Origin of the sequence: Shewanella sp. WE21 (assembly GCF_002966515.1) — a bacterium.
Taxonomy (GTDB): domain Bacteria; phylum Pseudomonadota; class Gammaproteobacteria; order Enterobacterales; family Shewanellaceae; genus Shewanella; species Shewanella oncorhynchi.
Map to the genome: position 1 here is coordinate 3799530 of NZ_CP023019.1, position 18121 is coordinate 3817650.

The 18121-nt window shown below is 42.6% G+C and carries 15 protein-coding genes; 3 read left to right on the plus strand and 12 right to left on the minus strand.

Annotation, left to right across the window (positions count from 1 at the left end; translation table 11 throughout):
* Window positions 1–5: 5 nt before the first annotated feature.
* Entirely contained in the window at window positions 6–923 is a 918-nt protein-coding gene (locus tag CKQ84_RS16900) for a class I SAM-dependent methyltransferase (RefSeq protein ID WP_028760978.1), read from the plus strand.
* A 786-nt stretch (window positions 924–1709) separates the two neighbouring features.
* Here the strand turns inward: CKQ84_RS16900 and CKQ84_RS16910 are convergent.
* From CKQ84_RS16910 to ackA, 3 genes are all read right to left on the minus strand, one after another.
* Window positions 1710–2144 carry a hypothetical protein gene (locus CKQ84_RS16910; RefSeq protein ID WP_105252133.1) on the minus strand — a complete coding sequence of 145 codons (435 nt, stop codon included), beginning with the start codon at window positions 2142–2144 and terminating at the stop codon, window positions 1710–1712.
* 478 nt (window positions 2145–2622) lie between these two features.
* Complete coding sequence (gene pta, locus CKQ84_RS16915; RefSeq protein ID WP_028760976.1) at window positions 2623–4776, minus strand: phosphate acetyltransferase; 2154 nt, start codon at window positions 4774–4776, stop codon at window positions 2623–2625.
* Window positions 4777–4887: 111 nt separating this feature from the next.
* Entirely contained in the window at window positions 4888–6087 is a 1200-nt protein-coding gene (ackA, locus tag CKQ84_RS16920; RefSeq protein WP_105252134.1) for an acetate kinase, read from the minus strand.
* A 141-nt stretch (window positions 6088–6228) separates the two neighbouring features.
* On the opposite strand from ackA, the gene yfbV reads away from it, so the two are divergent.
* Window positions 6229–6672, plus strand: a complete 444-nt coding sequence (gene yfbV, locus CKQ84_RS16925; RefSeq protein ID WP_081729091.1) for a terminus macrodomain insulation protein YfbV — start codon at window positions 6229–6231, stop codon at window positions 6670–6672.
* A 44-nt stretch (window positions 6673–6716) separates the two neighbouring features.
* On the opposite strand, the gene pflA is transcribed toward yfbV, so the two are convergent.
* Window positions 6717–7457: a pyruvate formate lyase 1-activating protein gene (gene pflA / locus CKQ84_RS16930; protein ID WP_105252135.1), complete on the minus strand. Its 741-nt coding sequence runs from the start codon at window positions 7455–7457 to the stop codon at window positions 6717–6719.
* Between the two features lie 63 nt (window positions 7458–7520).
* Window positions 7521–9803 (minus strand): formate C-acetyltransferase, encoded by a 2283-nt coding sequence (pflB, locus tag CKQ84_RS16935; protein WP_105253096.1) that lies wholly within the window; start codon window positions 9801–9803, stop codon window positions 7521–7523.
* A 1221-nt stretch (window positions 9804–11024) separates the two neighbouring features.
* On the opposite strand from pflB, the gene focA reads away from it, so the two are divergent.
* The gene (gene focA / locus CKQ84_RS16940; RefSeq protein ID WP_105252136.1) at window positions 11025–12020 is read left to right on the plus strand and encodes a formate transporter FocA; all 996 of its coding nucleotides are present in this window, start codon (window positions 11025–11027) and stop codon (window positions 12018–12020) included.
* 534 nt (window positions 12021–12554) lie between these two features.
* Here focA and CKQ84_RS16950 read toward each other — a convergent pair.
* The 7 genes from CKQ84_RS16950 to CKQ84_RS16980 all read right to left on the minus strand — a co-directional run bounded on the left by CKQ84_RS16950 (window position 12555) and on the right by CKQ84_RS16980 (window position 17913).
* Window positions 12555–12878 (minus strand): hypothetical protein, encoded by a 324-nt coding sequence (locus tag CKQ84_RS16950; RefSeq protein WP_105252138.1) that lies wholly within the window; start codon window positions 12876–12878, stop codon window positions 12555–12557.
* 244 nt (window positions 12879–13122) lie between these two features.
* The gene (locus CKQ84_RS16955; RefSeq protein ID WP_105252139.1) at window positions 13123–13512 is read right to left on the minus strand and encodes an H-NS family nucleoid-associated regulatory protein; all 390 of its coding nucleotides are present in this window, start codon (window positions 13510–13512) and stop codon (window positions 13123–13125) included.
* A 448-nt stretch (window positions 13513–13960) separates the two neighbouring features.
* A complete protein-coding gene (locus tag CKQ84_RS16960) occupies window positions 13961–14584 on the minus strand; it encodes a hypothetical protein (RefSeq protein ID WP_105252140.1) in 624 nt (207 codons plus the stop codon).
* A gap of 73 nt (window positions 14585–14657) precedes the next feature.
* A complete protein-coding gene (locus CKQ84_RS16965) occupies window positions 14658–15371 on the minus strand; it encodes a hypothetical protein (protein ID WP_105252141.1) in 714 nt (237 codons plus the stop codon).
* A gap of 165 nt (window positions 15372–15536) precedes the next feature.
* Window positions 15537–15842: a hypothetical protein gene (locus tag CKQ84_RS16970; protein ID WP_105252142.1), complete on the minus strand. Its 306-nt coding sequence runs from the start codon at window positions 15840–15842 to the stop codon at window positions 15537–15539.
* Window positions 15843–16158: 316 nt separating this feature from the next.
* Window positions 16159–16863 carry a hypothetical protein gene (locus CKQ84_RS16975; RefSeq protein ID WP_105252143.1) on the minus strand — a complete coding sequence of 235 codons (705 nt, stop codon included), beginning with the start codon at window positions 16861–16863 and terminating at the stop codon, window positions 16159–16161.
* A gap of 99 nt (window positions 16864–16962) precedes the next feature.
* The gene (locus CKQ84_RS16980; RefSeq protein WP_105252144.1) at window positions 16963–17913 is read right to left on the minus strand and encodes a DUF2971 domain-containing protein; all 951 of its coding nucleotides are present in this window, start codon (window positions 17911–17913) and stop codon (window positions 16963–16965) included.
* Window positions 17914–18121: the final 208 nt, after the last annotated feature.

The window sequence follows — 18121 nt, forward strand, 5'->3', positions numbered from 1 at the left end:
AGAAGATGCAAAGTTTTATACAAGCGCTAGCGACAATTGAGTTAGGTGATGATGCGGTGCGGTTATTCCACGGTCGCGGTGGGCATTACGTGGGTTGTGAGCACCTATGTTTAGATTGGTTTGCACCCGTACTATTGCTGACCAGCTTTACTCCCTTGGAGGATACGGATTTAACCCTTTGCCAACAGGCGATTGCAGCGCGCTGGCAAGCTATTCGGCCAGATAGCCAATTGAATTTAGTCTACCAATACCGTAGTGCGGGGGAGACGTTTACCCAATTATTGCAAGGTGAATTGCCTGAGCCGCATATTGTTAGCGAAAATGGCGCACGGTTTCAGGTGCATCTAATGCGCGGACAAAATCACGGACTCTTTCTCGATATGGCCAATGGCCGCGAGTGGGTTAGAGCAAACGCCCGTTATAAAAAGGTGCTTAATTTGTTCGCTTATACCTGTGGTTTCTCGGTCGCGGCATTACAAGGGGGCGCCGATGAAGTTGTGAATATGGACATGAGCAAAGGTGCATTAGGCATAGGTAAGCAGAACCATTTGCTGAATGGCTTTAGCGCGGGAGCCCGTTTTTTAGGCCATGATATTTTTAAATCTTGGGGCAAACTGAAAAAGCTCGGTCCCTACGACATTGTTGTTGCCGATCCACCGAGCAATCAGAAGGGCAGTTTTGTTGCGACTAAGGATTATGTGCGTTTAATTAGGCGGTTACCTGAGTTGCTTGCCGAGAATGGCGAAGTATTACTGTGTCTAAATGCACCTGAACTCGATACCGCTTTCCTGCGTCAACAGGTAGCGGAAGCAGCACCTGCACTCGAATACATAGAGCGCTTAGCCAATCCGCTAGCCTTTATGGATGTGTCGGAAGAGAAGTCACTTAAGGTGCTTCGCTACCGCTTATCGACTCAAGCCTAGGCCTGATTTAGCTTAACTGGCCTTTTTTGTCGGCTTAGGTTGAGTGTTTAGCTTTCTACACTGTCGCTTATTACACAGCACTTATTCTTCAGTAGCTTAATCGCTCTGATAGCTGCGATCGCCCATAGGTTTCAATCACTTTACTTACTTGATGTTGGTCTAAGTGTTTGAGGGTGGAAATTTCACCATAAAGCCTGCCCTGAACATCTAATGGCATTCCCTAGATTCATTTTATGTAAGCGATTTCTGTTAATCGCTTTTGTGTATAAAGCGAATGATGAAATGGCGTCAGCATGGCCTCAATATCCTCGTAGAAAGTGAAAGTCTTTCATGTCGAATCACTGATTGTGAGCTATTTAAATGATAACCAGCCTTAAATGCTATGCTTGGTAATACAAAACTGAAAGTTTTCTGTAATTGTGGCTTTTGCTTTGTTATACTCCAGCCCACGGAATGTATCCCTTTCCTCATAGGCAAAATGTCAGCATAGAATGGCAAGCCTCTGCGACCTTACCCAATCAAGCAGGAGTTGTTATGGAAGTTCATGAATACGAAAATGCTTATTATCAAGTGAAAGACGATGTACTAACGTCTTTACCTGCTGAAAGCGAAGAAGAAGTGATCCAGGCTTAATCGATAACGATTAAACTGACGGTACTTATGAGTCGGAAATAACAGAACAAGCACAAAAAAATAGCAACCTTAGGGTTGCTATTTTTTTGGCTGAAAGTAAGCAGGATGATTGTATGACAAGGTATGCGCGGTGAAAGCAGGCAAGAAAGGGGGTTAACCGTTAACTTTGCGCTTTTCAGGCAGAAGTTCGACGATAATCCATTGGCTACCAATTTTGTGTAGGCGTATGGTCCTGTCATCAATCCATGGTTGACCACCTTTAAGGCCTTTCATTTTGACCACAACAATGACGTCTTTGGTAAATTTGCGGAAGAAGTCGATATCGATATCATCAATTTCCATTTCAACATTGGTCATAGATAGGCCGAGCATATTACGCTGTACGGCTGCGGCAATGTGGTAATGGGTGAGCACTTGTTTAATGGGATCGTCGACGTATTGCTTGGCTTGTTCAACATTACGATCAACATAAATCGCTTTAAAAAAGCCTAAGCTCACTTCTTCCGGTGATAACTGGCGTTGCTCTTGCGTTGAGGGATCGCCACAACCGAAGAGGAACAGGAGAGAGAAAAAAAATAGAGTTCGCATAAGTTTTAGTTATTGAAATTTGTTCCGAGTATCGCGATTTTAGCTGTAATGTACAAGTCTTGTCGTGATTCGCTGTCTATTGTGAAAAGCATTGACTCAAACCTCATGTGTGTGGCATATAGTTAGGAGTCATATAAAAAGGTTATCCACAGAAACTGTGGAAAACTATGTTGAAGACTTCAGTGATACTTTGTAAGTCACTGATATTGTCTTGCTTTATTTGCTGGTTAAAAAGTGACGCTTTTCTGCTTTCCATTATGTTCCACTTCTACTTGTGGATATTTTTCGCAATTTGCCGAGCTTATTCACACTGCATAATTTGATATTTCTCGTTTTTTCTTCATCTTTTGCAATTTCGACTCATCCATTAAGCGATTCTTGCGATCAACTGTATGGTTTACGCTAAATTTGAGCATAAAAAAGCACCGGTAATAACCAGTGCTTTTTTTGTGCGTAACGCTATGCAGATTTAATGCTGTTAGCCTTTCGCTGCGTCGTTTTGTGCGGCTTGAATTGCCGTTAGTGCGATAGTGTAGACGATGTCATCGACTAACGCGCCGCGAGACAAGTCGTTCACAGGTTTGCGCATACCTTGCAGCATAGGACCAATACTGATCAGATCGGCGCTTCGCTGTACGGCCTTGTAAGTCGTGTTGCCTGTATTAAGGTCTGGGAACACGAAAACGGTAGCTTGACCAGCGACAGGGCTATTAGGCGCCTTAGAGCGTGCAACGTTTGGCATAACCGCCGCATCGTATTGCAATGGACCATCAATAATCAGATCTGGGCGTTTTTCTTTGGCAATACGGGTTGCTTCACGCACTTTATCCACATCAGAACCTGTACCTGAGTTGCCAGTTGAGTAGCTGATCATCGCCACTCTTGGCTCGATACCGAAGGCTTTTGCTGATTCCGCCGATTGGATGGCGATATCTGCTAACTGCTCAGCATTGGGATCTGGGTTAATCGCACAGTCACCGTAAACAAGCACTTGATCTGGCATCAGCATAAAGAAGATGGATGAAACTAAGCTTGAGCCCGGTGCCGTTTTGATCAATTGTAGTGGTGGGCGAATGGTATTGGCTGTGGTGTTAACCGCGCCAGAAACGATACCGTCGACTTCGTTTTGCGCCAACATCATAGTGCCGAGCACCATGTTGTCTTCTAACTGTTCACGGGCAACGACTTCAGTTAAGCCTTTGCTGCGACGCAGTTCCAACATAGGTTCTACGTAACGATCGCGCACCTCTTCTGGATCGATAATGATCACGCCTTCGCCAAGCACCACATCTTGCTGTGCGGCGATACGCAGGATTTCATCTTTTTTACCTAAAAGTACACAGCGCGCGATACCGCGCTCGGCACAAATGGCCGCCGCTTTAATGGTACGCGGCTCATCACCTTCAGGCAGCACCACAGTCTTGTGGGCGGCGCGCGCCAGTTCCGTGAGTTTGTAACGGAAAGCCGGTGGTGACAGGCGATGCTCACGGGGTGAGTTTTTAGTCACGCTTTCAATCCACGTTTGGTCGATGTGGCTGGCCACATAATCCTGCACCAGATCGATACGAACCGCGTCATCGACGGGTACTTCATGGTCGAAACGTTGAATGTTGAGCGAGGTTTGCCAAGTGTTACTGTCGATCAAGAACACAGGTAAACCAGTTTCAAAGGCCTGTTCACACAGCTTAAGGATTTCCGGCTCTGGCTCGTAGCTACCAGTTAATAACAGGGCACCAATTTTCACGCCGTTCATGGCCGCAAGACAGGCTGATACGATCACATCTGAGCGGTCGCCTGAGGTTACAAGCAAGGAGTCAGTCTTAATATGAGTGACCATGTTCGGGATACTGCGGGCACAAAACGTTACTTTACGCAGGCGGCGGGTATGCATTTCGCCAGCATTCAGAATGCGTGCACTTAAATGTTTCGCTAAATCCGATGCACGAGGTGCAACAAGATCAAGATTGTAGGGCACGCTGCCTAAAATACGCAGTGGGCTCTTACCCGGCAGTTGGAACATGCTGGCCGCATCTGAGCGTTGAACACCTTGGTGATCAAAGACTTCAGATAGATCAGGGCGCGCGCGACCTTCGTCGTCAACGGGGGCACCAATCTTGTTGATCACAGCACCAATCAGGCGTTTGTTCTTTTTTCCGCCCCAAGAGTTATAGGCGATTTCGAGGCGATTCATTAGCCCTGTAGCCGTATCACTGCCTGGTGTGGCAATAAAAATTACGTCGGCATCCATGGCTTTAGCGATGGCATAGTTCACATCATCGGCGAAGGGATGATTACGTGTTGGCACTAAACCTTCGACAATTAAGGTCTCTGTGTTGCTAGCGCAATCGGCCGCACGGGCGATGATTTGCTCCATTAAGACGTCGATTTGGTCGGCGCGAATTAAGGCTTCGGCATGGGCCATGTCGAAGGGCTCTAAGGGATTGACTGTTGGCGATTTGCTCAGAATAGTGGTCGAGCGTTCTGGGCCATTATCGTTTGGACGAAGCTGAGAAATAGGCTTAAAGAACTGAACCTTAACCCCGTGGCGCTCCAGTGCGCGCACCATCCCAAGGCTTAAGGAGGTCAGGCCGACTCCGGTACCTATGGGGATTAACATAATATTACGAGACATAAAAACCTCTAGTTTCGATGGTTTTTGGCAGAATAGTTTCTGCAAATTTGCTTGTGAGTACGGCTACGTAAGGTATAAAGCCGTTTGGGTGAGCAAACGGCTTAGGCCTTTTTATTTGTTGATAAGTTTAATGGAATCTTCGGCGATAACCCATTCTTCGTTCGTTGGGATCACCATGGCAATCGTGCCTTTATCTTGGGTGATGATACCTTTCTTACCGAAACGCGCCGCTTTGTTGCGCTCACTATCGACATGGAAATTGAATATTTCCAGCATGTTGAGCACTTTTTCACGGATTAAATCTGAGTTTTCGCCAATGCCGCCGGTGAAGACGACTGCATCTAAACGGCCCAGTGGCACAGTGTAAGAGGCGATGTACTTGGCTAAGCGGTAGCAGAAGATTTCTAAGGCTAAGGTCGCGCCTTTATGGCCCTCGGCGTAACCTTCTTCTATGCCACGGCAATCGTTGGTCAGCTCGGAAATACCCAGCAGACCACTTTGCTTGTTCATCAGGTTATTCACTTCTTCTAAGGTGTAACCCAGTTGATGAACTAAGTGGTAGATGATTGAAGGGTCAATATCGCCACAACGTGTGCCCATGACCAAACCTTCTAATGGGGTTAAGCCCATAGAAGTGTCGACACTTTTGCCGCCTTTGATGGCGGTGACTGACGCGCCGTTGCCTAAGTGAGCACAGATTACATTCGTTTCTTCAATTGGCTTGTTGAGCATTTTTGCCGCTTCACGGCTAACGAATAAATGACTCGTGCCATGCATGCCATAACGGCGGATACCGTGCTCACGGTATAACTTGTAAGGCAGGGCGTAGACATAAGCTCTGTCTGGCATGCTTTGGTGGAAAGCGGTATCAAATACAGCAACCTGTGGCAATTTAGGGAAAGAGGCCATTGCCGCGCGGATGCCGATAAGGTGAGCAGGATTGTGCAGTGGAGCTAATGAAGCACAGTCTTCGATGCCTTTGATCACGCTCTCATCGATGATCACTGAGCGAGTGAATTTCTCACCACCGTGAACGATACGATGGCCAACGGCTTGAATTTTTGCTGCTAATTCAGGTTGTTCCGCAAGAATTTTATTAACAATGTATTCAACTGCTTCACGGTGAGCCGTAAATGCACCTAAGGCTGCTTCATGTTTTTCGCCGTTGATTTTCCATTTAATGCGAGAGTCTTCTAAACCAAAACATTCGGCTAAGCCAGAAATTTGGTCGTCACCTGTTTGCGCGTCAATGACGGCAAATTTGAGAGAAGAGCTACCGCAATTGAGAACTAAAACCAGTTTATTTGACATGTGTAAACCCTTTGCCATTGTGTTTAATATAACGATTCAAAATAATGAGGAACTGCGGTGTTTTTACCATATCAGTCTTGGGGCGATTCGCCAGATTGTGCTATGGTAAGAGCAGTATTCCATTGTAGTTGGTGTCTAAGATTGAGCATTAAGATCCTCAAAACCTTAGGTGATGGTCATCAGTATATGAAGACTTGGCCTATGGTTAGACAACTGGGTTTTTATTTTCCTGAGTATCGGGTCGTCCGAGCGACTCAGCTCGCCATACTGGTGATGCCAGTGCTGGCGATTTTTGTGAGCATGAGCCAGCTGTATATTCACGGTTGGGCATTTCTGCCCCAAGCTGTCACTCTCGGTTTATTTTTCATCAGCTTACCGTTACAGGGGCTGCTGTGGTTAGGCTGGCGAGCTCGCCATCCATTACCGTTAACGCTGTTCGACTGGATTAACCAGTTGAGTGCGAAGTTGTCATCCATGGGTATCAATTGCCACACGTTAGGCGCTAAAGCCTGTTACCTCGATATGGCACTGATTTTAAAAATAGCCTTTGAGCGTTTAGATGCCAGTTATTGGGAAGAACTTTAGGCTGTTGCCGCGGTTATCCCTTTTGGCTCTTTTGTTACTGTGGATTAATAAATCGCGTTAATCCCTTGTTGGACAAATACTGCTTTGATCTTTTCCATGGTTTCTCGACTCGGGGGGGATATTCCATCGAGTTGATAGCTTTCGCCCATGGCTTCCCACTTATGTTTACCTAATTCGTGATAGGGTAGTAACTCTACCTTTTCAATGTTTTTCATGGGCTTGATAAACTCGGCCAGTTGTAATGCCGATGCTTCATCGTCGGTAAATCCGCCCACTACGACATAACGTATCCACGTCGCTTGATTACGCTCTGCCAAATACTGCGCAAACTGTAATGTTCTATGGTTGCTGACTTTGGTTAACTCAATATGTTTTTCATCGTCCATGTGCTTGATGTCGAGCAGGACCAAGTCAGTGTGGTCGAGCAACTCATCAATCACTGGCGTGTACTTACGTACAAAACCATTGGTATCTAAACAGGTATGAATACCTTCTTGCTGACAAGCCGTGAATAATTCGGCGACAAATTCGGCCTGTAAAATGGCTTCACCACCACTGGCCGTAACACCACCATTGCTGGCATCGAGAAAAGGCCGATAGCTGATGATTTGACTCATTAACTCATCGACCAGAACTTCTTTTCCACCATCAAGATCCCAAGTGTCACGGTTGTGGCAATATTGGCAGCGCATTAAACAGCCCTGCATAAAGGTGATAAACCGTATGCCGGGACCATCTACTGTGCCAAAGGATTCCACCGAGTGGATCCGACCGATAACTGCCATTGTGACTCCTGTTAAAATAAGTGAGGCTGTAGCACAGTGTACTACAGCCTTGACTAATTTAGCTTACAGACCTTTTGTGAACGTACGCGTGATCACATCTTGTTGTTGTTCTGGAGTCAGTGAGTTGAAGCGCACTGCATAGCCAGAAACACGGATGGTCAGCTGTGGATACTTGTCTGGATGCTTAACGGCATCTTCGAGCATCTCGCGGTTCATCACGTTGACGTTTAAGTGTTGGCCACCTTCTTTTTTGTCATTGTGGTCGAAGTATCCGTCCATCAATGCCGCTAAGTTGGTACGGCGAGCATCATCATCTTTACCCAGCGCATTTGGCACGATTGAGAAGGTATAAGAGATACCGTCTTGAGCGTGGGCAAATGGGAGTTTTGCCACTGAAGTTAATGAAGCGATTGCGCCTTTTTCATCACGGCCATGCATAGGGTTTGCACCCGGTGCAAATGGCGCACCTGAACGACGACCATCGGGTGTGTTACCGGTTTTCTTACCATAAACCACGTTTGAGGTGATGGTCAGAATTGACTGCGTTGGGATCGCATTGCGATACATTTTACGGTCACGAATTTTCGCCATAAAACGTTCAACTAAGTCACAGGCGATATCATCTACACGTGGGTCGTTGTTACCAAATTTTGGATAGTCACCGCTGATATCGAAATCAACGGCTATGCCGTTTTCATCACGCACTGGTTTTACTGTGGCGTATTTGATGGCAGACAGTGAGTCGGCTGCGATAGATAAACCCGCAATACCACAAGCCATAGTGCGACGTACGTCTCTGTCGTGCAGCGCCATAAGCGCGGCTTCGTAAGAGTACTTATCGTGCATGTAGTGGATTGAGTTCAGTGCAGTGACATATTGAGTCGCTAACCAATCCATTAAACCGTCTAAGCGATTCATCACATCATCAAAGTTGAGCACTTCGTCTGTGATCATGTCTGCTTTAGGGGCAATTTGGATTTTCAGTTTTTCGTCTACGCCGCCGTTAATCGCATACAGCATGGTTTTCGCTAAGTTAGCGCGAGCACCGAAGAACTGCATGTGTTTACCCACAACCATAGGGCTCACACAACAGGCGATTGCATAGTCGTCTGATTGGAAATCTGGACGCATTAAGTCATCGTTTTCGTATTGGATTGAGCTAGTGTCGATAGACACTTTGGCGCAATATTTTTTGAAACCGATTGGCAGTTTATCTGACCATAATACCGTGATGTTTGGCTCTGGACTTGGACCCATAGTGTAAAGTGTGTTCAAGAAACGGAAGCTTGATTTCGTCACTAACGTACGGCCATCTAAGCCCATACCGCCGATTGACTCCGTCGCCCAAATTGGGTCGCCTGAGAACAATTCGTCGTATTCAGGGGTACGTAGGAAACGCACCATACGCAATTTCATCACGAAATGGTCAACCATTTCCTGAGCTTGTTGCTCAGTTAAGGTGCCATTTTTCAGATCACGTTCAATATAGATGTCGAGGAATGAAGAGGTACGACCTAATGACATGGCAGCGCCGTTTTGGCTCTTCACTGCAGCTAAATAGCCGAAGTAAGTCCATTGGATCGCTTCTTGTGCATTGGTCGCTGGACGAGAAATATCGAAGCCATACTTGGCAGCCATTTTCTTCATTTGGCCTAATGCACGGTGTTGCTCGGCAATTTCTTCCCGTAATTGGATAACGTTAGATAACTCTTCACCCGCTTCGAACTGCGCTTGCAGTGAGCTAAATTGGGCAAACTTATCTTTCATCAGGTAATCGATACCGTAAAGTGCCACACGGCGATAGTCACCAATGATACGGCCACGGCCATAAGCATCGGGTAAGCCCGTTAAAATACCTGATTTACGACAGGCCATAATTTCGGGGGTGTAAACATCGAACACACCTTGGTTATGGGTTTTGCGCAGTTCTGAATAAACGTATTTAACATCTTCATCCAGTACACGATCGTAGGCGGCGCATGAGCTTTCCACCATACGAATACCACCGTTAGGCAACATAGCGCGTTTTAGCGGCGCGTCTGTTTGTAAGCCAACGATAGTTTCTAATTCTTTGTTGATGTAGCCAGCGTCGTGGGAAGTGATGGTTGAAACCATCATTGTGTCGAAATCAACAGGCGCGTGGGTACGGTTTTCCTGTTTGATGCCTTCCATGACTTTATCCCACAATTTTGTGGTCGCTTCGGTGGCACCTGCGAGGAAGGATTCGTCGCCTTCAAAAGGCGCGTAGTTTTGTTGAATAAAGTCACGTACATTGACTTCAGATTTCCAATCGCCAGGAGTAAAGCCTTCCCATGCGTTGGCAAACAGTTCAGTTTTGTCGGTCATCGTACTAATACCTTCTGGTTGAGATAAAAGGTTATTGGCGATCAGCGTTAAGCAATGCTGAGTATAAGCCAATAGCTAATTCCTGAAATAAAGCTCCCTTCATGATGACGCCCTATGATGGGAACTGGATTTTGAAGCGCTCGTCACTCCAAAAGTCTGTCTATTGATACCCGATAAGATGACAAATATTCGCTTACTTTGATTATCGGCTACTGATAAATCTTTATAATTGGTAAGACCAATTGTCCATAAGCATATTAACATAGGTCTGTCGCTATCGCATCTTAAACGGCTTGATTTATGCTCTGTTAATCCCAAATTTGCTAGCTAGGTAGCATTTTTTTACCACAATAGGGAATACGGCACGCTTTTTAAGTTGGTGTGACATCTGAACCCCATTATCTCTTAAATCAGCCTGCCTATATTGTTCCCATTTACTGTCCACCTTTAGCGAGGATAAATCTATCCTCGTATAGGCTGATTTTGATTGGTGGGAGTCACGGCTCGATAATGGGAGCTGTCACAGTAGGCGCAGTGGTTATGATATTAAAAATAAGTTTGATGTTAGCTATTTGTATTAATTTATTTTTCTTTGCTAACTTAGTGTCGATTTAGGAGACGGCATGTCATAACGCCATCAAATAAAGCATGCAATGCTTAAATCATTCAGGAAGGGTTAAAGAGTGGCTAAATACAGTCGTTTGCTATGATTCAGGCAACTTGTTACTTGCTGTTGGACTAAACTGTAAATGCTAAAGTATGGGTTATAGTGGGTTCAATTTAATGAATACCGAGATACACGCATCAAGCTATTGGTCATTTAATGTGTCATTGCTGAGGTTAACTTGAATCTATAGCGCATTAATTTAAGCGTTAGTTCGCTAAATATGAGATGGAAACGTGCAGAATATGCATCGTATACCATCTTAATTAAGCCACATTCTCGCGATGAAAATCGGGTCGCCGTGGTAAGACCAATTAACCTTTTGTGTTTTTGGCTTCAAAGTTTTCACATTTTGGGTGTGAATAGCATCACGCTTTAGCAATATCTGCTTCACAGCATAAGCGCGTTGTATGATACAAAGCGAGACTTTAGTGAATCATCATTTAAGCTAAGCAAATCATTATCTCGGTTTTGATTCGTGTTATCTGCGCAATGGCGCTGCTGGAGATACCTATGCTACGCGTTCAAGTTTGTTTATCTAAAGTTGGAGTTATGCAATGAAAAGCCCAAATCCATCGTCATCAGTTCCAACTGTGACAAACAGCGCACATGAAGCGCCACAGGTTTCAGCTCATTTTAGTTGTTACAATCAGGCTGAAATTTACGGGACAAGCAAAGTGGTTAAAGCACCTTGGCAGTCCTTTGGCTTAGCCGTGTTTGCTGGCGCATTTATCGCTTTAGCCTTTGTTTTTTATTTAACCGTAACCACTGGCGCAGGCGATGCGTCTTGGGGTTTAGTTCGTTTCGTTGGCGGAATAGCCTTTAGTTTAGGTTTAATCTTAGTGGTTGTTTGCGGTGGAGAACTGTTCACCAGTTCTGTGCTCAGTACCGTCGCCTGGGCACAAAAACAGGTTACTGGCGCTGAATTACTCAAATGTTGGTGCCGCGTATATGCCGGCAATTTTGTCGGCGCTATGTTGATGGTTTGCTTGATCACTGCCGCAGGTATGTATGATCTCGATGGTGGTAACTGGGGATTAAATGCCCTTAAAGTGGCACAGCACAAACTGCACCATACTTGGATTCAAGCCTTTAGCTTAGGCATTTTATGTAACATGTTAGTGTGTTTAGGTGTGTGGATGACCTTTGCCAGCCGTGATGTGCTGACGAAATCGTTACTGTTAATTTTACCTGTGGCTATGTTCGTCAGTAGTGGCTTTGAACACAGTATCGCTAATTTATTTATGGTGCCTATGGGCATGATGATCCAATCAATCGCCAGCCCAGAGTTCTTCGTGTCTTTAGGGGTTACTCAAGCACAATTTGCCGATTTAACCGTGGCAAACTTTATATTCAATAATTTAATACCTGTAACCTTAGGCAATATTGTCGGTGGCGGTGTGATTGTTGGTTTAGGTTATTGGTGGATAGAGCAGGGTAAAGTAACCTTGGCTGAACCACACAAAGCTCATCATGAACACTTTTCTGCACCACATTCACATACTGAAAAACCTCAGCATCAGAGTGAGATTAAGCTGACTAAACATTCCTAGAACGCCTTTAATTATTAGTCTGAAGTGAAAGTGCCCAGCAGGTAGCTGGGCACTTTTATGTCGGTTTACTATGATGTGTAAATAATGAAGTAAATAAAAAAATACATGTAACTAAAAGTTAGATTTGAAAGTTAGAAAAGTCAATGCTGGCGGGGGCTTGTGGGTCAATTATCTAACTTTTATCAAAACCATCTAACTTTTAGCTTGTTTTTTGTACTTGACAGAAGTGGGTCAAGAGAAAAAGTTAGATAAAATAGAAACAGTGTTAATCTAAATTTTTAGCTTTGCTACAGATTGTGTGACAAACCAAAATGAACTCTACATCATCCGCGATAACTCACTTCTTGGGACATTTCCAAGTTACATTTATAGCTCGAATTAGTGAGTTTCGAATTAAAATTTCTATGGGTATGTGAGCAGCGCAATACGGAAGTTGCCGCATAACACCTTAGACACAAAACGCAACGCATAGCAAAAATGCCAAGCGTTGCGAATCACTCTTAAAAAGATTGTATGAATGCGCGTTAGCTCAGGTTATCTTGGCATGTTCTCAATGTCATACATGCAGTGCTGACAATAGACTCCACCTAGTTCCATTTCACGCAAATAACCGTTTTCTAGGTCTTCAATGTCAATTCTGCCCTCACAATTACGATCAATTAGAGGAAGTACATCTTGCTCATAGCGATAAATTTGCCTTTCGCTTAAGTTATCCAGTGTACCTTCGCCGATGATTTGACGAGTAATACCTTGAGCACGGTCATCTTCAATCATGTCACATTCTTGCAAATGACTTAATACAGAAATTAGCGCAGCACGGCTTCTTTCTTGTTCCATATATCTAACAATTAAACTCATTTTAACTCCTGATAATAATAAACAACTAACAATGCCACCCATTGCTTATTCGCTATTATATTCATAAGTTTAGGTCACATCATTCTAAATAACGGCTTCAGTTAGTTAAAAAGCGCTTTATAACATTTTATTAGCGCGCATACGCGTTTACTTCATTAGACCGTTTTCGTTTCACTAAATAAATGCTATCAAGCTTTGGGACAGAACAGACTTTCATCAGTCTGTTCTGTTATAGACGAGGAATTTAGATCAAAAAGTCTTCGATTGAACGGCCATTTTCAATTTGTTGTTTGAAAACAGTTGGCATTCTACCTTGCCCTGTCCAAGTGACAGTTTCGCCCTCAACTACAATTGAATATTTAGCTGGACGTGGTGCTCTTGTGCTTTTTACTTTAGCAGTAACACCGCCAAGATCATCAAGTGATAAACCAGCTGACTCAATCATCTTCTGAAGTTCTGCAATTTTCGCGATACGCTCAGCATTTGCTTCTGCTTCTGCATTCGCTTCTTCTTCTCTTTCAGCAACGATCTTGCCTAACTTTTCGTACACATCTTTTAGTTCAGCAACAGATAACTCTTTAACAGAAGCTTTTAAACGACGAGCATGAGTTAAGATCTCTAAAAATTCAGACATTGTATTTTCCTAATAAGTTTGTATCGCAACAATATAGCTGATTTTCAATTTGTAATGAATACATAAATAGATTCAATTTAATAGTTATTAAAGTACAGTTTTCGCGATTTTTATCGCTTAAACTGTTGGAGAGAAATAAAGTTCCATACTGAACAACCAATAACCCCAGCTCGTACCGTTCTAGATTAAATATGACCAAAAATAAAGATTCATACTAATTGCCACAACTTAGTCCGAACCGAGCCACAACCGAGTATTAAAGTATCATACTCGTTGTAGCTCACTTCTGGACAAAAGCTAGCTAGAATCTAAGCTCTAATTTGTGGGTTTCGGATTAAAATTTCTGTGGAGTAACGCTAATCTATGCAGTGTCCCCAGTTAACTTACAACGAAAATAACGCATGAAACAGTGTGTATTCAACTAAAGTCCTTTTGTTTGAGCTAATTATTAAAACAATTCGTCCATTATTTTTTGCAATCGTTTTTCTTGCTTCATTTTTATTTCTTCAATGATGGCTTCTACTAAAAGAATTATATTATTTGTAAGTTTTTTATCACCATGCTGAGCTTTACGGTGTATGGGTAAAGTAAAAGCTCCGAATCTATTTTTATCATGACAGTCCGTCACTTTAAGCAAATACCCACTTTCAAATGGATCATCACCACTATGAGCGGCAAAGTTGTTCCTGATTCTCTTAATTTCATTATGTATGCCTACATATTTTTTAGGAAAATTCGAGCAATTGAGCTTAGTACCATTGCGACCTTTTGTATCTGCGAAACATTTCCAGTAGGTAGTCACTATAGATATAAAAAGGCTATGTAATACAACATTGTCGGTATCCGTTCTTTCCTTTTTATCTAAATAATCAAGTACCAATTTTGCCCATAAAACTATGTTCTTGAGGTCATCAAGAATCAGTCTATAACCGATATAACTTTTTGATATATGATCATCAAGAACTTCAGTTTCAACTAATTTTCTCTTATAAGTAACCTTATTTATGAGTGTATTTTGTCCTTGGTCATAAAAAGCTCTTATTTCAAATAGCCCAACTTTTTTATAAAACATCGTAGCTCTCTATCGGTTTAACGTCTTAGTATTTATCCGCTATGCAGTTTGCAGGGTATAAGCGCTAGTAAACTCATCTTCGTACAAAGGCTCTTTGCATAGTTTCAAAATCAACCACAGAGGTCCCTCCAGATGTGCGTGATAAGCTCATAGATTTTGCTGATTCACTAACTACCCAATTAGCGCGCCCCTGAGGTAGATGGCTTGTATAAAACTCGAAAAGCTTATTGCGTCCGTACTTCACTTCAAGATCAGACACCACAGCCATAATATGCTCGTAAACAACCTTTCCAAAACCCATAGCTTCATCTACTGATGGAATGTAGCCTTTATGTATTACTTTGTTTCGGAATCCTCGGTCGCTACTGCTTAGCTCTGGTGGTAGTTTTCCAAGGGATAACAAGTATAAGTACGTAAATGCACCAAGCTGCCGCTCCGATTGGTTCGAAACAGTTTTCCAAGCCTGTTCAGCCAATTCTGGAGAAATTTTACTGCTAGTTATTTGAAATTTAATAAAGAATTCATAAAAACGCTCTAATGAACTAGCGAAAGATGATACAGACTCTCGAGTATAACCATCACCCAGGGAATTCATACCTACGTCATATAGGATTTCATATTTGGCAGCTCTTAACACAACAGAATATTCGTGCCCTTTGGGGCACTTGATTTCATGTACACCACTATCGTGAAGCATGTGGGGAGTTAGTCTGAAGCTGAGAGTTTCTAAAATACTATTGTTAAAAGCGTCTTTCATGCAATATGGGCATATGTGATTTATCTTCATACAAAATATCCATAATGGTGATCCCAATTTTTTGGGTATTACTCTGAAGCATTATTAGATTTGTTGGTCAATGCTTCAGCTCGGATATGTGTATCCAATCATACTGCTAAAACGGAACGGGCATAAAATAGTCTGCTCAAAACTAATGATAGCCTTGAGAGAGGCCTATTTAACTGTGATTTTTTTAGGAATGACGTCAGGTTCTATTTCGCCTCTACAACGATAAATCGCCATAGTAATGCCCCAACCATTTGTGATAGTGGAATCATTTTCATAGCCTTTCCCATATGCAGCGCAGTGTGAAGCTACTTGTGCGAGCATGTGTGGGTAATTGATCACCGAAGAATCATAGTTTACTTGAACTACATCTTTATCAGCGAAGTCAATGTTGTAAGAACCTCCCCAAACAGCCACACAACCTGTCATTAGTGAACTTATTGCTACTGCTGAGAATATTGCTAATTTCTTCATATTTTGATTCCATGAAATCGGTATTAATCCATGTTACATAATAACATCTCATCTGCTCAAACTCTTTTTATTGATTTCATTAAAGAAAACAATGCCCAATCGAATTATCATACTCATTGTCGCATCTAAAACTCGCACCATCTTTTTAGATTAGAAAATGTTGGTCAATCTCAACACGTTTGTTTAGAGAAGAGCATCGACTCTAAGCAACTTTGGGGCATAAACGTGCCAGAACTGATCGGCCTGACACGAGTTTGGACAGAAACGTGTCAGTGATCTTACTAAATTAGAGATCCGCAAATTACTTCAGTTATCGCTAAGTGTTAGGTTTGTCTGATGTGATTTCCCGATTTAGTTCAGACAAATACTTAGAATACTCAGCAATAAACTCTTTTGATAAAGGACGTAGTTCAGCTAAAAACTCTTCATTTGCTCTATCAGTTTTATCCGCTGCTATGTGAAATGGAGCTTTGTCACCTGTACACTTAGCCTCTGCATAAGCTACAGACTCTTCAATAGAACTACGTTTTAGAGCCGGAAACTTAGAGCGCATAACTTTATCTGTGCTCAATGCAAGATTGGTTAGCTTTTCAGCGATTAACAAGATGCTTGAATTCTGTTCTAGGTATACAACTAAGCGTTGATATTGCTTGAGAACCTCAACAACCTGTAGATGAAATTTTTGTTGAAAATCGAATAATGATTGTCCATCATCCATCGGAAAGTTACCAATATTCACAGCTAAATATTCATACCTAAATTCTGTGACTTTATCGTAATAACACAATAATTCAGACCTTTTGCCTGTTTCATACGTTTTGTAAAACTCATTTTTAAGGTCGAACTCAGCTTTAACCGCCTCGATCTTAAAGGTTATTTCTTTTATGTCTTCTTTTGTTGCTAAGTTTTCTCCTTTCTTCTTCAAGTAAGAAGACCCTGCGAGTCTAATTATGAAGATTATCAGGAGTACGCAAATAGCACCAACACCACTACTCAATAAGTCAAGTTGACCAAAGTCCATACTCTTTCTCCAGAAAACTAACAGTTTTTATACATAAATGAGTTTCGGGCGTTAACACAATCAATTAAATGAAGCATGGCAAAGTCGCTTAGAACCGTGTCATATTTCCTCAAACTCCAGACTATAGTAGTCACTATTTTTGGTAGCTTTCCATACATCTAGGTAACCCACGGAGTTTGCATAACCGCCGAGCACGTCCTGTTTTTTCAGTGATGATTTTAAGCAAATAAGACAGTTATTGATGCTACTTGCACATAGCCTCATTAGGAAAATAGTTGATGGTTTTTTACTAAGCTTCACTAGACTCATTGCCACGGCAACACGAAGGCTGTCGTCATCAAACATCCATAAGTCGATGCTGCACCTTCCTGTATCTTGGTCAATTTTGACATGGGGGTTTGCGGCTAATAACTTACGAATTGGTTCATTTTCGACATCTTGAAGCTTGTCGATAATAACTCTGTCTGCTTGTTCAAGGCGTAATACCACTCTGTGCTCTTGTTCATAGATCCACTCATCACTTTTTTGCATAAACACTTCGTACAGAATACGATCAGCCCCTTCCACACTAATATTAGAGTAGTCATAATCGAACTTGTCATGACGGTATCTTAGTCCTTTTCGGTAAGAAACGGGCTTTGCTACGCCATCAAAGGGGGAAAACTCTTCTGCCATTGAGGTATTGATTAAGGCGTCAGCTCTGAATAGCTTATAAAAGATAGATCTTTCATCGAATTGAGATACACCTGCAATTACTCCTTTATGCTCATTTGCATAATGTGCCCACATCAAGAGGTTTTCTTTGTTTTCAGAGAAGCTAATCACTCCAATATGATGCATATTCTTCTGAACATAGTCTGAAAAACTTAACTTTCCTAACTCTAAGTCGTAAGCATTTGATTCATCGAAGTGTGATGACAATTGCTCCAAGCTAGCCATACAAAATGAAGCTTCAAAAGGGTCATTCAGCGCAACCATTTGCGACAATCGGATGAACCCTTCTTCAAAAAGGTTTCTTGGTTCAGGTAAATACTTAAATAATTGCTTCATTCGAATTCCAGTAAGAAATACAACGTGTATCAAGCTCAACTATTTCAGTCTAACTTTATGTATTTCATAGTAAACGCATTAGCTTAACTAGGTCAAAGGGAGTCAAAAAGAAATGTTGCGAGCATATGATCCAACAAGAAAAGGGGCAGAACTGAGTTGGGCAACCTGTCAGTTCTGCTTTTCGGCTTTACATCTTAATGTTCTTCAC

Excerpts from the sequence above, each read along its gene's own strand:
- CKQ84_RS16900 (WP_028760978.1), top strand. The coding sequence starts at position 6 with ATGCAAAGTTTTATACAAGCGCTAGCGACAATTGAGTTAGGTGATGAT.
- CKQ84_RS16910 (WP_105252133.1), bottom strand. The coding sequence starts at position 2,144 with ATGCGAACTCTATTTTTTTTCTCTCTCCTGTTCCTCTTCGGTTGTGGC.
- pta (WP_028760976.1), bottom strand. The coding sequence starts at position 4,776 with ATGTCTCGTAATATTATGTTAATCCCCATAGGTACCGGAGTCGGCCTG.
- ackA (WP_105252134.1), bottom strand. The coding sequence starts at position 6,087 with ATGTCAAATAAACTGGTTTTAGTTCTCAATTGCGGTAGCTCTTCTCTC.
- pflA (WP_105252135.1), bottom strand. The coding sequence starts at position 7,457 with ATGGCAGTTATCGGTCGGATCCACTCGGTGGAATCCTTTGGCACAGTA.
- pflB (WP_105253096.1), bottom strand. The coding sequence starts at position 9,803 with ATGACCGACAAAACTGAACTGTTTGCCAACGCATGGGAAGGCTTTACT.
- focA (WP_105252136.1), top strand. The coding sequence starts at position 11,025 with ATGAAAAGCCCAAATCCATCGTCATCAGTTCCAACTGTGACAAACAGC.
- CKQ84_RS16950 (WP_105252138.1), bottom strand. The coding sequence starts at position 12,878 with ATGAGTTTAATTGTTAGATATATGGAACAAGAAAGAAGCCGTGCTGCG.
- CKQ84_RS16955 (WP_105252139.1), bottom strand. The coding sequence starts at position 13,512 with ATGTCTGAATTTTTAGAGATCTTAACTCATGCTCGTCGTTTAAAAGCT.
- CKQ84_RS16960 (WP_105252140.1), bottom strand. The coding sequence starts at position 14,584 with ATGTTTTATAAAAAAGTTGGGCTATTTGAAATAAGAGCTTTTTATGAC.
- CKQ84_RS16965 (WP_105252141.1), bottom strand. The coding sequence starts at position 15,371 with ATGAAGATAAATCACATATGCCCATATTGCATGAAAGACGCTTTTAAC.
- CKQ84_RS16970 (WP_105252142.1), bottom strand. The coding sequence starts at position 15,842 with ATGAAGAAATTAGCAATATTCTCAGCAGTAGCAATAAGTTCACTAATG.
- CKQ84_RS16975 (WP_105252143.1), bottom strand. The coding sequence starts at position 16,863 with ATGGACTTTGGTCAACTTGACTTATTGAGTAGTGGTGTTGGTGCTATT.
- CKQ84_RS16980 (WP_105252144.1), bottom strand. The coding sequence starts at position 17,913 with ATGAAGCAATTATTTAAGTATTTACCTGAACCAAGAAACCTTTTTGAA.